Here is a 14184-nt window from a genome sequence, read left to right as displayed (position 1 = left end):
GCGGCAATTTATTAAATTTCAGTTTCCCTGGTAACCGGTATCGTACTTTACCGAAACCGCCTCATAACGATAGATAAATAGGCAAAACAGAGCAATGATTCCCAGTATCAGCCATATGGTAAAAGTGTTGGAAAAGCCTATTGCAGCAGCAATTGAGATAGCTCCCGATGAGGCTGTCATTTCACCGAGATCTCTGGCACTTTGTACGGCCGTCATATCTGTACCACTTTGCTTGCCGTATGACGCAAATTGCGCGGCCATGGTCATCACGCAAACTGACATTCCACCTGTCGCAAGGGCACCAAATGCAACCGCAACATAGACCGATTGCTTGTCGAGTGTGAGATAACCAGAAATAAGCGTTAACCAGGTTAAGGCTCCCAGTATAGCCATACTAACGCTAATAACAGCGAGTGGCCTAATACCAAACCGGCGAATCGCTAAAGCAACCAGCCCACAACCAAAGAAAATAGTCACCCCACCACTAAACATCGCTAATTGACCAATTTCAAAGGTATTCCAATCTCGCGATGCCAAAAATAGTTTCCCTAAAGAAAATCCGCCCACCGCAAGCACTGACGAAATGACAGCAAACAAAACAATCATGGTCGCGCCTTTGCGGACGAAAAAACCGAGTAAACTTGCTGATGTCGTTTTAGCTGTTTTATCATGTCGTGCACGTATCACCGGTGCGCGTTTATTTGGCATCAACAACGACAAGAGCATTCCGACGAGTGGAATGAGTGACAATGATAATAGCCCCAACGTTGTACCCAGTTTGCTAACGAGCATCAGCGCTAAACCGCCACCAATAAAAAAACCGATTAATGTACTGGACACCTGTACCGCGTTGGCAACTGGCAGCAAAGCGCGATCAAAGCGTTCCGCTAAATAGCCGTCGGTTGCAATATCCTGTGTCGCAGCCGCCATAGACATCAGCAGGAACAAGGTGATCAATAATGCTAGATTACTCTCATTAATTTTCAGAAAAGCGACAATCGCTAGCAGTAGCGTAATGCTGGCTTGCATCGGCAAAATCCAACTTTTGCGTTTACCCAGTTTGCGGTACCAGTGGTTATCAACAAATGGTGCCCATAAGAACTTTATTATCCAAGGTAAGCCTATGATAGGTAACCAACTGAGTAGTTGCAGATCGGCGCCTTGTATTTTTAAGTAAGTCGGCAGAAAGTCCATCGCTAAACCCAATGGCAGTCCCTGACAAATATACAGTAAGCCAACAGCGACCAAGCTGGTGCAAGTCCTAAAATCCATATGTTGATATTTCATAAATATTTGCTCTGCATCGAAGAATTTAAATAGCGATTGTTTACGCGCCAACAACGTTGTCCCCAGAGCACTAAACCGGTGCCGATCGAAAACAACATGACGGTAGCAAAAAACAGATATAACCAAGCGGTCGCTGTACTACCCCAAATACCAATATGAATAGCCTTTATCGCAACCATAACGTTCCAAAAAGCGGATGACGGCTGAGAAACATGCTGTTCCCCCGTTTTAGCATCAAAAGAAAGCGCTATTGATTTGTTCCACCAGACCGCCTCTCGATCGAGCATCATGACCGTCACAATTTGAGGCTCTGAGTGGGAAACCATTACACCTTGCACAACACGGGTTTGCGGTTGTTCTAGTAAAGTAGCCACAATGGGTTTGATGTTAATCACCGATGAAGCCTGAGGTGGCTGCTGAATACCAGCGGTGGGCCTATCGTGATGTCTTTGCAAGGCAAGTTTGTATCCCACCAGCAGTACCCCGCTAGCACAGCTGATCAGCAAAAAAATGGAAAAAACGACCGATAACCAACGATGCCAGTAGCGAAAAGATGTCAGCGTAGGTTTTGCGACAACGGTACGATACAAATTGGATTGCGTGCACAGGCCACTCATCGCTAGCGCGAGAATACAAAAAGCGGAAATGATCACGAAATAGAGACCGTAATGCCCAAGCAGCAACGTATTGTGAGCATGTAGCCACCATGAATGAAATCGCCCATCACTACTCTCATTTTTCACTTCGCCGCTGTCAGGGGTGAACCAAAGAGTCGAGCGGTCGGTGAACTGGACACGCCAATCATCAGCCGCCTTAGCGCCTGGAAGGAGCATAGTGATTGACGCTTCAGGTCGATCAGCGGTCAACCTCTCGATAGCGTTGACCATATGCGGTAAAACAAGCCGTTGTTGGTTCGCTGTTATTTGCTGTTGCGATGTAATCGGTGCCAATAAGACCAATACTAAGCCAGTAATAACAAGACCGATAAAAGGGAGCACAGAGACTAATCCGACCCAGCGATGCAAGGTCATCCAGGTTCGTTTCTTCATCGGTCTTCCAGTTCGTCTGCGACAGGTTTTCGCTCAGTGTTTTGAGTAGGTGTTAAGAACAACAACGTTGCTGGTGTGATCAGGTTGAGTCTGTGCCACTCGCCTTGTGGCACGATACAACCCTGACCACTACAAAGTTCTGAAGAGGCCATCTGCGGTTGGGATGAGGTGATTTTAATCTCTCCTGAGATCACATAAAGGAACTCATCACCGTTTGTATGCCGTTCCCACAAATCGGGATGCAACATTTTATCCTCAGTTATGGTGAGTACGCTCAATACATAACCATCAACTTTTTTTACTGCACCGCGCCATTTTTCATTACCTATATCTAACACCGATAACACATTATCTTTCGATAAAGCTATAAAAGGAGAAGGGGTTCGTAATAGCTTCATGACCAAACCTAATACTGAGCGCGCAACGTAAGTTGAATATTTCTGGGCTCGCCATACCAGTTATTCCAGCCAACACTGCCAAGTCGCGCATAATAGGTTTTATCAAACAGGTTGTTTATATTGAATGATAATTGCCATTGTTGATTAATCGTGTAGTGCACGTCTGCATCAAAGACAGCGTATCCCCCTTGGCTTAGGCGTGTGCCGCTGCTTTCTACGTACTGTGAGCTCTGAATGTTAACGCCGGCACCTAAACTGAGCGCTTGATTGAAATATGAGGGGGTATAATAGGTCCATATTTTGAGCATATGTCGAGGCGTGAAACTCGCGTAGGGATGCCCTTCATTTTCGGTCGCATCGCCAGCAGCATTGCGATCACGAACATACTCAGTATTAACCCATGTGTAACCGAACTGAAGTTTAAGGTTATCCGTCAATGACCCTGATACTTCGATATCAATTCCTTCGCTTTCTACGATCCCATTAGCGATATACACACAATCAGAACCGCCAGTACAGGGAACGTTGGGATCGACTTGAGCGCGATCTTCTTGCTTAATTCTGAACAGTGAAAGCGCGCTGTATAAATTGCCTTGATAAAACGACCCTTTCAGGCCAGCCTCATAGTTATAGCCAGTCATTGGATCAAGTATTTCTCCGGCAGCATCGCGATAACTTTGGGGATTGAAAATGGCGGTATAACTGGAATAAGCAGATACCTGGTCATTGACCGCGTAAACGATCCCCCCATAAGGCGTGAATTCGGCATCAATGTCATAGTCGCCGAGCGGAGACAAGGGGCCGCCGACACTGGCTCGACGATTAACGTCGGTGTCCCACCAGCTTAATCGGCCACCTAAAATAAGCGTTAAATCAAAGCCCAATGAAGTGCGATTAGCAAAATAACCACCATATTGGCGCGTACTGGTAACCTGTTCTCCGGTGGGGCTTTTCGAAGTAGGAGCCGTTATTGCCGATGCACGATAGCGATAGATATTCGTATCGCCGTTAATACCCCCTAATGCATAAGAGGTTTGCCCTTCATCAGCATCCCAATAATTGACACCAGCAACTAAGTGATTTGAAACTCCGAGGAATTCATACTCTCCTGTGATGTACGCATCTAAATCGGTTTCTTTATTATCGAAGTCATAAGCGCCATTGATTAGCATTGCGCCGTCACCTGTGCGCTTGTCAATGCCACCATATAAGCTCGCGTAGGAAAGATCACTATCGCCGTCAATATGTGACACCGAGATTTTTCCATACCAGCTGTCATTGAAATAATGTTTCAGCTCAACAAAGTACTGGGCGTTTTCCCAGTTTCTCTCTGACCAACGAGTACCGGTATTGGCTGATCGACTTAGCGTAACTGAAGTACCGTCAGTATTGCGCGGTAACCCGCCAATCATCACTCCTGTATCCTTGGTATCCTGATACTTGGCGGTTAACGCCAATACTGTATCTGGTGAGATATTCCATTCAGTCGTGCCATAAAACAGGGCTTTATCTCGATCTCCTTCATCATAAAAGTAGTCTTTATTCTCATAAACAGTGATAGCTCGAGCACGTAAAGACCCATCCCTATTTAGTCCCCCACCTACATCTGCTTGCGCTCGGTAATTACTGTCACTGCCCGCAACGACCGCGCCTTTGACTAATAGCGATTCGGTAGGACGCTTTCTGACTAAATTAATTGTACCTGCAGGATCGCCTACGCCCTGCAGCAGGCCTGATGCCCCGCGTAACAGTTCTACACGTTCATAAATAGCCATGTCTTCTGTATTTATGGCCTCATTCCAGCCGGAAGTTGGAATGCCATCGAAGCTCATAGAGCTAATCGCAAAACCTCTTGAATAGTATGCGGTACGTAATTGAACGCCGGGTTGAGTAGTAATACCGGGAGCTTTTAACATAACGTCGTCGAGCGTAACCAAGCGCTGGGCATTCAGCCTGTCTTCGTCGAGAATGGTAATGCTTTGCGGAATTTCTGAAATTTTGGCTGGGATTTTTAAACCTATATCAGTCCCAGGTTCTGAACTTGCGGTAATAACAATACGCTCGATATCTTGGATATCATCTGCGTCAGCCTCTTTGGCATGTACTGCATTACTAACAGCACAAGTTACCAAAGTCATAGCAAATAGGGACTGTTTGTGAACGCATGAAAGCTCCAACACGAATACCTTACTCCTAATTCTGTTTAAGCCATTGTTTCGACTCGAGAGCGCTCACTGCGATGAGCGCTCCTGACGACAAAACCAACGTGGACATTTAAGATTGATTCTTATTCGCGATTGAGCTTATCGCCATTACAGAAAAGAAGTTTTAGAAATTCGGCTTTTTGTTTTAGATTTACAGGCTAATGACGCAGGGTACTTGGAGCGCAGCCAAAATAGCGCTGAAACAACGTAGAGAAGTGGGCTAAACTATAGCCGATAGATAAGGCAGCATTGGTGACGTCGAGACCATCAATGACAATGAGTTCCCACGCTTTTTCCATCTTTAAACGACGAATATAGTCAGCGGCGGAACATTCGTAGATTAAATAAAACAAATGGTTCAACTTACGTATATTAAAGCCCGAGAGACTAGCTAAACGCGGCGTCGGGTACTGTTGGGATAAATCGCGGCGTATGTAGTCAACAAGCGCATTTAGGCGCTCAATCTCCTTTGGTAAGGCTGACCCACCACAGCGATGTTTTGTCGCCATATGCTGAGCTACTAAGCCGGCCAATTCGAGGCTCTTCGCGTGCTTAAACAGTTCGTTGGCGGCGTTCGTATATGGACATGAGAGTAGTTGACTGATGATAGCGGCCATTCTTGCATCTAAACCGACATCACAAAGCTTAAATTTCTGTTGCCCAGAAAGCCAAGGAGCAAAAGAGGCAATACTTTGTTTTACAAAGTCGTGGTGCAGATCAATCGTCACATATTCAATAGGGACACATTGAAAAAAGTCATGTTCAAGCTGCCAATCAGTCTGACTGGACAAGCAATAACACTTTCCAGCGACAACGTTTAGCTTGTGTTGTTCATTTACGACTAAATCAAACTCACCGCTTTTGATAAACGCCAGCTTCACTCCGGCTGACAAGCGTTCCACTTCGGTGCGACGTTGGCTGACGTTAATAATACCCGCGCTATGAGAAAAGGGCAGTAATGAAAAATGTGAGGGGCGCATTGATAAAACCATCTAATGATAATAATTCTCATTATCAAAAAAATAAGATAAATAATCAATGCCAATTAACAGCGCTCAGGTATTGCTAAAAACGCTGTGACCTACCACGTTAGATCTATCATAACCCGAGAACTTGTCGGAGAAATACAGCCACCGCCACACTAGGCTCATGAGTATTCAACTATTACATAAAGCGCAAACCGGGTGTCGGTTTGCGCTTTAACATGACGACCCGGTTACTGTCGCACACAACGGGCAATGACAGAAGGTTCGCCGTCGTCCTGTAATTGCCCCAGTTTTACGTCAAATTTCCAAAGCCGGTGAAGGTGTAGCATGACCTTATCTTTACTGTCGGCCAGCGAAATACCATTTTGCGGGACATAACGTAAAGTGAGAGAACGGTCGCCGCGAACATCCACATCGAACACCTGAATGTTAGGTTCCAGATTACTTAAGTTATACGGAGCGGACAGCTTCTCGCGGATAGTATGGTAACCCCGCTCATCATGAATGGCCGACACGCTGATATAAGGCTTCTCTGCATCATCCTCCACGGAAAACAGCTTAAATTCGCGCATCCCGGCGGTCGGTTTTAATTCGCTCCCCGGGCTTTTTAGGAATAAGAGAGAGATGGGGCTACCACATAACAGCAGTGCCCTAGGCTGGTAATCAAACGGTAAATCCAGTAGCCACACGAGCCAGCTTCATAAACAACGTGAATTGTCGCCCCAGGATATTCAGATTCAAACTGACATAGCAGCTTTTTAACACTGACTTTGGAAGACGGAATGCGACCATAATGAATAGGACTCGCCCCACGTTGTTCTTCACAATACGCCACTTCATGGAATTCTTTGTGCGTATCCAAACCGATAAAAATCATGCCATGTTTGTTCATGCTAGCCTCCAAATGATTTAGTCTTAAGCAAACTAATTATGGCTCCGGCCGGCGCTCCGGTGGCTTTCAGCTAACCCACGAAAATGCGGAGGCTAGCATTTCACAGGGAGTCATTGTGTCTATGCACCTAAGCGTACAGGATTTGCATCGATACTTTTATGAAGGATTCTTATGATAAGAATTTCCTGGCTACCTGTTTGTTTGTAAAAAATAACGAGGCTACCTTGCGGAAATTTTCTGTATTCTTCTCTTATTTCGTCGCAGCTTTTGCCGATATCAGGATTTTTAGACAACATCCAAAATGAATCGTCGAACTGTTTAAGATATACATTTCGCTGTTCTCGGCCCCATTTCCTTTGCGTAAACAACGCGATATTTTTTAAATCGGACTTTGCCAGAACAGTGAACTTAAATGGTTTCACTCTTTTAACTCACCATCTAGTTCTGATATCAGGTGCTCAAGGTCGTATTCAGCTTCGCCACTTTCTTCACCGGCTACAAGTAATTGACGCAAAGTGTTTAATTTGGTTTCATGTGTTTCTAGCAAGCGGAGAGCTGAACGAATAACCTCGCTCGCCGAACCATATCGACCAGTTTGAATTTGGCTAGCAATAAAGCCATCAAAATGGTCTCCAAGGGTAATGCTGGTATTTTTAGCCATTTGCTTTCTCCAAGTACCAATATATACCTAACTATGGTATTTGCGCGTTATAGGTCAATAGCGCATACAGTCAATCGTTGGGGACACAGACACGCGGGCTCTGCTTCGCAGTTTAGCCCACGCGTTTGTGCCGCCAAATTAGGGCGTTGCCAAAGGGAAAACTATGACTACTCAGGACGAAGAATATTCCGAAATACAAAAGTTGGGCCCTGTTGTAAGAGCTTTGAGCTTTTTTCTCGTATTGTGTTCAGGTATTGCATTAATAGCAGCAGTTAAAGCATTAATTCTAGAGCCATTTCATTATATTGACTTAATAGCAATTGTCGTTGGTGCCTTAATGTTGCATGTTTCAGGGAGTGTATTATTCACCGGTTCTGCTCCCCAATATTTGTTATTCGCTCACGGTAAAGTTAGGCTCGATAAACCGTAAAAAAGGAATTATTTAAGCGCACATAACATATACACTCGACTACCCTGCCGCTCGTGCCTCGCTCTGGACTTGCGGGTAATGCGGGCGTTAATGTCCGCTTTAGCAAAATTATTGGTTCTAGAGTGAGCTTGGTAGACTTTATCGAAATGACCGCTTCTGACCAAATGCAGAAATTCAGTGTCAGAGTGTTGAACGTACTTTGTCTTTTGCGGACTAAACAAATCTAACTATCTAGTGTCCGGTTATCTAAGCGGCCTTGACTGGTGCGAAACTTCACTAACCGCCCGCAGCCGTTAAGTTTGTTTACATCTTTTTACGTTTGTCGCCGGCCATCAGTTGATAAACTGAAGGTCAGAACATTCGAAGGGATCTAAACACCAGTGAAGTACATCGCTTTTTCGCTTGCCTCAGCGCTAACGTTTTGTATTGCAGCCTGTAGCAGCAATAATCAAGCAGAACGATTAACCCCACCCGACTCAGTGGTAAAATATTCCAGCATGGAAGGCTATCAGGATCGCTTTATTAATCTGTTCCCAAAATTTAAAGACTACCCGGTAACCTGCAGTGAAGACTGCTACCAGCCCAGTGATCTTCTGGCATGTAATGAACCCATGGAACAATGCACTTATACCGGCGATTCAACGCCGGTGTCGCTCAACACCGGGTATACGGTTAAATGGTATGGCCACGCCAGCTTTCAGATCACCACCCCGGATAACCAACAATTTCTGTTCGACCCGGTATTCAATCAGTTTGACTGGCCGGTAAACTGGGCTTTTCGACTTTCGGCTGGCTTTAACCGTAACGAACCAGAACAGCCAGCCAAGTCAGTGCTCGATGCAACCGATGCTGTGATGTATTCGCACATCCATTACGATCACTTTAACAAAGATGATATCCAGACATTCCCCGCCGATACTACCTTTTTAACTCCTTTAGGCTTTGCTGAGCACTTTCCCAGCGGCGATTTTAACATTACCGAAATGGCCTGGTATGCCAGTAAACCGGTGGGCAAAGTGAATGTGCATTTTGTGCCCGGCCATCACTTTAGCAACCGTATTCTGGTGCCTTATCTGTATGAAGACGAGAACAAAACCCTGTGGGGCGGCTGGCTGCTCGAACATCAGGGCAACACATTATTCTTTGCTGGTGACACCGGCTATTCCCCCCATTTTAAGCAAATCAGAGAAAAGTACGGCGAAATTGATGTGTGCTTACTGCCCATTGCTTCTTATTTCAGCGCAGAGTCGCCGGCCTGGTACCGAAAAGTCCATATGACACCGGAAGACGCTCTCATCGCAGCAAAAGAACTCAATTGCAAAGTGATGGTGCCATGGGGTTATGGCAATAACAGCTGGAAGATGGGGGATAAAACCTCCCATTCAGCCCTGTTCCGGCTGCTTACCATGCATGAGCGCCTGGCCTCAGATATTCCCTTACACATTCTCAACGAAGGGGAACGGGTAAGCTTCTAAAAGACAATAAAGGGGTCAGAGTACATTAACGATGTTCATTAATGTACTCTGACCCCTTTATTTTTATTGGTTGTAATGGGTTACGTGTTTAGGGCGCACGTCTTTCCGGCGGTCCAAGATAGCTGGGCCTGAGATTCCCGGTATCTATAATTACCCGTTGCAATACGGCGCCGGGCGTCAAGGCTTTTACCGCCAGACGATGGCGACCGGCCTGAGTAACGGGCAATGTAGTAGTAAGCGTTTTCACGTTATCCATCACTCCCTGTGCCCAGGCTTGCTTGTCTTTTTGTGAAGGCAGCGCCAGTGTAGCCAAAGGTTCACCATCCAGCGTGACCGCCACCTTAATGCCCGTTGCCGCATCAAACGGCAAGGAGGGTGACAACTGTAACGTTAGCGGAAACTCACCGGTTGAAGTAAAAAATACCGGAAACTCCAATGCCGGCGCCTGTTGGGGTGTCAGGCTGGTATAGGCAGGCAACGCAGCACTCATGGCATCACCTGTACGCCCATGTACAGCTACCTTATGCCAGCTGCCATTCGGGGTCGACTTTACTTTGGCCTCACTTGCATTCATTACCACATAACCGTCTGCTTCAATGAAATCGCCGCTAACCGGGTTGGCAGTCAGTTCCGGTTTGTGCGCAGTAACCTTGATGTTCGCGCCGCCCCAGCCGGTGCCTTTAACTGTAATGGTGCCCTCATGATAACCAGCCTCTAACTGAGACCAATCAATGGAAACCGCCACGGCCGTATCCTTTAGCAACTCACCGCCCTCTTCCCCCAGAATAATCCACGGGTGTGAGGCAGTCGCCGACCAGTTGAAAGCTTTGCCCTGGCGGTTGTACACGGTAAAGGTACGACTCACCTGACCATAGAGCGTAAATTCCGGCAACGATAGTCCACCGGTTGCCGGCCAGTAAGCTCGACTGCCTTCAACCGCAACTCCCATGTCAGCCACCGTAGGTTGCGCCAGCGCTTTAGTCTGCACCACCGGCGGAATATTGGCCGGCGGATTATTCCAGTACACATAACCAATATGCGGCTGCGACATCATGCGGTTCCATTTACCGCCCTTGATACTGTGATACCTCTCAGTAAGCTCGGCATCCCGCTCAAACCACGCATTCACTGTAGCCGCCATAGCCGACGTGGAGGCGCGGTCCTGTTCGGCATACAGCGCATTAAGTGCCTGCGCATGGTTTAACTCAAATATGGCCTGGGTTGCCCATACCGGGTGTCCGACCAACTGAAAAAAGGCATCCTGGTATTCGGCACCGATACGCTGATAGATATTCTCAGCCCGCGCTGCAGCCGCTGCCAGCTCCTGGCTGATACGACCGGCTTCGTTGTAATTAAGTACACTGTAAGTATCCGGACTCAATGACTCTGGTTTACGACGGCCATTTTGCAATGTATAGGTAGTTAACAGTTCAGCGATACCATGAGTAAACTGGCCGTTAAACTGCTGCTCAACCCAATTGCGAGTGAAACTCGCAGCCGACTGCGCATTAAACTCATCCGGATCCCAGGCCTGGGCCAGGAAAAAGCTGATCGGTAATTCCATCGGCTTTAAGTCACCCACGTTGGTGATCCAGATTTTATCGGCGCCATATTCCCAGGCCAGATTCATCTGCTCCCAAACCTTGCCCAGTGGCACGGTATTGATCCACCGGTAAGAACGTGGGCCACCAACATAATCAAAATGATAGTAAACGCCGGCACCACCGCTGCGCTCACGCTCGGCTTTGGTCGGCAGGCGGCGGATATTCCCGGCATTATCGTCAGACCAAAGTAAGGTCACATCATCCGGCACGCGCATACCGCGTTCGTAAAAGCCTTGCACTTCTTTGTACAACGCCCACACCTGGGGCACCTCAGTAAGTGGCTTATCCATTACATCAGCGAGAATTTCGCGCTGATCGTGAACAATTCTCTCCAGCAGACCGATATTTTCACCTTCGCTCATGGGCGTATCAGCCTGCCCTCGCATTCCCAGGGTAAAAATACCCTCTTTATCTTTGTAGCGTTTAGCGCCTTCAACCCAGAATTCGTAGAGCTTTTCAGGGTTAGTAGAATATTCCCAGGGGCCACTGCCATAGCGGTTCCACTCTTTGTCGGCGCGCATCATAGGCTCGTGGTGCGAAGTACTCATCACTATGCCCATATCGTTGGCCAGATACATATTTTGCGGATCGTCATCGGCAAACGCATTGTTCCACATCGCCGGCCATAAAAAATTAGATTTCAAACGCAACAGCAGCTCAAACACATGCTGATAAAACCTGGCGTTGTAGCCGCCAAACTTTTCATGAACCATACCGGTAAGGGCTGGAGCTTCATCATTGAGGAAGATCCCGCGGTACTTTACTTTGGGTGCATCGCTGATGTGCGTACCAGCCTTAATGACCAATGTCTGGTGTTTTTCCACCGGTACATCAGCCCACCAATACCAGGGCGACACACCGATTTTTTCACTTAAATCATAAACACCAAAAATCACCCCTCGGCGATCGTTACCGCTGATCACCCAGGCCTGTTCAATTCCGGGGAGCGGATTGGCGACCGTATCAAGCTGATAGCCTTCCCACTGCCGGGCTTTTGCCTGTACGGTCAGTTGATTACTGGCAATCAGTTTGTCCACCAGCGCAGCCTGGCCGCGCTCACCAATAATGATCACATGGCCCGACAGACTTTCTGTGTTGCTGGTTAAGCGTGGCTTGAGGCCCGTTACCCGACTAATATCCTGCTGCAGCGATTCAGCCGCCATTCTGATCCCCGGATTGGCTTTCCTGTCTACCCAGATAGTCGCCGTTTTTTTTCCGGCGCTGTCGGCCACCACGAAATCTCCTGCCGCAAACTGATGGGCAACATACTCACTCGCCAGGGCCGGTGTACAGAGACACAACAGTAAAATACTAACAAAGCGCTTTATCATGCCTTTATCTCTGATTATTTTCTGGCGTGCGGGCCAATAGTGGTGCCAACAAAGCCACCCGCTTTTTGTGTACTCAACCAGGTAGCATCCTGTGGTTCGCCAACCGCCAGCCACTCACCTTTCTGTTCAACAGCAAATTCGATTGATGCGCCCTCGCCGTGCACTTTCACTTTTACAGGTTCACCTACTTCGGTTGTCAGCGCCCGGCGGGCAACAGTGGTTACCTTGCCGTCAACCACCTGTTCAACAAACGCCTCATAGTGACCTTGTTCACCACGTACCCCAAGAAAATAGTGGTAGGCGGCACTTTGAAAAGCCGCCAGACCGGCCTCTGCAGTTGAGGCTTTGGCTATGGTTACTTCGGTGCTGGCCGCAAACGATGCTGCAGCCTGGTGGGAACCCACATAACTGACCATCTCTTTGGTATACAGCGGGTTTTCCAGTGGCGACATGGCCAGTACACCATTCTCTATACTCACCCAATGACGATCGAAATCCCTCGGGGTTTGCCAGCGCACGCTGAGCTGGTTGCCGTTGAATTCATCTGACCAATCATAAAAGTCGGTCCCTGGCTGTTTGCTTGAACCGGCCGGACGCGGACTGGTAGGTGGAATAGGCGTTTTTGCCGGCAGTATATGCGGCCATTCGTTACGCCACTCCACGGGCAGTAAAAAAGTATCTCGACCAGTATTATACAGGAAGTTCTCGTAAGGCCGGGTGCCCAGGAATACTGCCCACCACTCACCGGCGTCAGTCTGAATCATATCGGCGTGACCCGCAGTATCCACCGGATTGGGTCGTGGCCAACTCAGATCTCGCTGAGTCAGAATCGGGTTGTTTTCATAGGGAACAAAAGGTTTGTCCAGCGAACGGGATCTGAATACCACCTGGGAGTGTTGTGGCCCGGTGCCGCCCTCGGCGCAGGATAAATAATACCAGCCATTCACTTTGTAGATATGCGGCGCTTCAATCCAGATAGGTTCTTTACTGATATCTACGCCACCGTTGACCAGCAGCTTGCGGCTATCAGGTAACACTTTCTGACTGGCCGGATCATACTCCCACATCCAGATAGCACGGTGCCCCTCATATAACGGCTCTCCGGGAGGTGCTTCGTTGTGGGTAATATATACACGGCCATCATCATCAAAGAAGATATCCGGGTCAATACCCCCTACTTCGGGTAACCAGATAGGATCAGACCATTCACCGGCCGGATCTTCGGCTGTGATGATAAAATTACCGCCATTATCTATTGAGGTGGTAATGATATAAAACAGGCCATCATGGTAACGAATGGTCGGCGCAAAAATGCCACGCGATATGCGCGAACCGGAGAATTCCATTTGCGCTTCGCGGTTCAGCGCATACCCCACGAGTTCCCAGTCGGTTAGATTTTTACTGCGTAGGATCGGTAAACCGGGGGTATAACTAAAAGAAGACGTAGTCAGGTAGTAGTCTTCTCCTTTTTTTGTAATCGACGGATCAGGATAGAAGCCGGGCAAAACCGGATTGGCAAACTCGCCGGCCGGTGCCGTGGGGCGGTTATTCGGCGTAGCATACTTAAACCAGTCGAAGGTAACTTCTGCAGGCATCACCATTGCCTGCTGCGCAGCCTCTGATGAGCCTGAGGAATGACACCCGGTTACCAACAGTCCGGTCAGTAAAGATAAAATAACACGCTGCTTCATAAACATTCTCTGTGTATTAATGTGACTGGCATTTAACGTTAAAGCCAGCAAGGCTTCAACGCGCTGGCGTTATGAAAAATCCCAACCTGAATTGCGTTTTCTGTGAACTAAATGTAAACGAATAACTGCCCAGAGTATGGTTCGCTGTATTAAGTTAAACCATTGAAATAAAGAGA

At 47.6% G+C, this 14184-nt stretch carries 11 protein-coding genes and 2 pseudogenes; 2 read left to right on the top strand and 11 right to left on the bottom strand.

What is annotated here, in order from left to right; all coding sequences use genetic code 11:
- Nucleotides 1-18: 18 nt before the first annotated feature.
- The 9 genes and pseudogenes from AC2T0J_RS10665 to AC2T0J_RS10625 all read right to left on the bottom strand — a co-directional run bounded on the left by AC2T0J_RS10665 (nucleotide 19) and on the right by AC2T0J_RS10625 (nucleotide 7477).
- Nucleotides 19-1338, bottom strand: coding sequence for an MFS transporter (locus AC2T0J_RS10665; RefSeq protein ID WP_489810113.1), 1320 nt, complete (start codon nucleotides 1336-1338; stop codon nucleotides 19-21).
- Nucleotides 1284-2336 (bottom strand): PepSY-associated TM helix domain-containing protein, encoded by a 1053-nt coding sequence (locus tag AC2T0J_RS10660; protein WP_489810112.1) that lies wholly within the window; start codon nucleotides 2334-2336, stop codon nucleotides 1284-1286. Before AC2T0J_RS10660 ends, AC2T0J_RS10665 begins: the two co-directional genes overlap by 55 nt.
- Nucleotides 2333-2734: a cupin domain-containing protein gene (locus AC2T0J_RS10655; protein ID WP_489810111.1), complete on the bottom strand. Its 402-nt coding sequence runs from the start codon at nucleotides 2732-2734 to the stop codon at nucleotides 2333-2335. The genes AC2T0J_RS10660 and AC2T0J_RS10655 overlap by 4 nt, the downstream gene beginning before the upstream one ends.
- Nucleotides 2735-2742: 8 nt before the next feature.
- Entirely contained in the window at nucleotides 2743-4914 is a 2172-nt protein-coding gene (locus AC2T0J_RS10650) for a TonB-dependent siderophore receptor (RefSeq protein WP_489810110.1), read from the bottom strand.
- A gap of 182 nt (nucleotides 4915-5096) precedes the next feature.
- The gene (locus AC2T0J_RS10645) at nucleotides 5097-5918 is read right to left on the bottom strand and encodes a helix-turn-helix domain-containing protein (RefSeq protein WP_489810109.1); all 822 of its coding nucleotides are present in this window, start codon (nucleotides 5916-5918) and stop codon (nucleotides 5097-5099) included.
- Between the two features lie 236 nt (nucleotides 5919-6154).
- A pseudogene (locus AC2T0J_RS10640) lies at nucleotides 6155-6496 on the bottom strand (SpoVR family protein); the annotation flags it as partial.
- A pseudogene (locus AC2T0J_RS10635) lies at nucleotides 6492-6816 on the bottom strand (IS110 family transposase); the annotation flags it as partial. The pseudogenes AC2T0J_RS10640 and AC2T0J_RS10635, both read right to left, overlap by 5 nt.
- A 119-nt stretch (nucleotides 6817-6935) precedes the next feature.
- A complete protein-coding gene (locus tag AC2T0J_RS10630; protein WP_489810108.1) occupies nucleotides 6936-7238 on the bottom strand; it encodes a type II toxin-antitoxin system RelE/ParE family toxin in 303 nt (100 codons plus the stop codon).
- On the bottom strand, nucleotides 7235-7477 hold the full coding sequence (locus AC2T0J_RS10625; RefSeq protein ID WP_489810107.1) for a type II toxin-antitoxin system ParD family antitoxin: 243 nt from the start codon (nucleotides 7475-7477) through the stop codon (nucleotides 7235-7237). The genes AC2T0J_RS10630 and AC2T0J_RS10625 overlap by 4 nt, the downstream gene beginning before the upstream one ends.
- Nucleotides 7478-7640: 163 nt before the next feature.
- Here AC2T0J_RS10625 and AC2T0J_RS10620 point away from each other — a divergent pair, with 163 nt between their 5' ends.
- Both AC2T0J_RS10620 and AC2T0J_RS10615 read left to right on the top strand, forming a co-directional pair.
- The gene (locus AC2T0J_RS10620) at nucleotides 7641-7907 is read left to right on the top strand and encodes a hypothetical protein (protein WP_489810106.1); all 267 of its coding nucleotides are present in this window, start codon (nucleotides 7641-7643) and stop codon (nucleotides 7905-7907) included.
- A 380-nt stretch (nucleotides 7908-8287) separates the two neighbouring features.
- A complete protein-coding gene (locus AC2T0J_RS10615) occupies nucleotides 8288-9382 on the top strand; it encodes an MBL fold metallo-hydrolase (protein ID WP_489810105.1) in 1095 nt (364 codons plus the stop codon).
- Between the two features lie 88 nt (nucleotides 9383-9470).
- On the opposite strand, the gene AC2T0J_RS10610 is transcribed toward AC2T0J_RS10615, so the two are convergent.
- Together AC2T0J_RS10610 and AC2T0J_RS10605 are read right to left on the bottom strand one after the other, a co-directional pair.
- Nucleotides 9471-12317 carry a glycosyl hydrolase 115 family protein gene (locus AC2T0J_RS10610; RefSeq protein WP_489810104.1) on the bottom strand — a complete coding sequence of 949 codons (2847 nt, stop codon included), beginning with the start codon at nucleotides 12315-12317 and terminating at the stop codon, nucleotides 9471-9473.
- Nucleotides 12318-12331: 14 nt separating this feature from the next.
- On the bottom strand, nucleotides 12332-14008 hold the full coding sequence (locus AC2T0J_RS10605) for a glycoside hydrolase family 43 protein (protein WP_489810103.1): 1677 nt from the start codon (nucleotides 14006-14008) through the stop codon (nucleotides 12332-12334).
- Between the last annotated feature and the right edge of the window lie 176 nt (nucleotides 14009-14184).

Source organism: Alteromonas sp. ISO5 (genome assembly GCF_058105165.1).
This window is presented reverse-complemented; position numbering and strand designations above follow the sequence as displayed.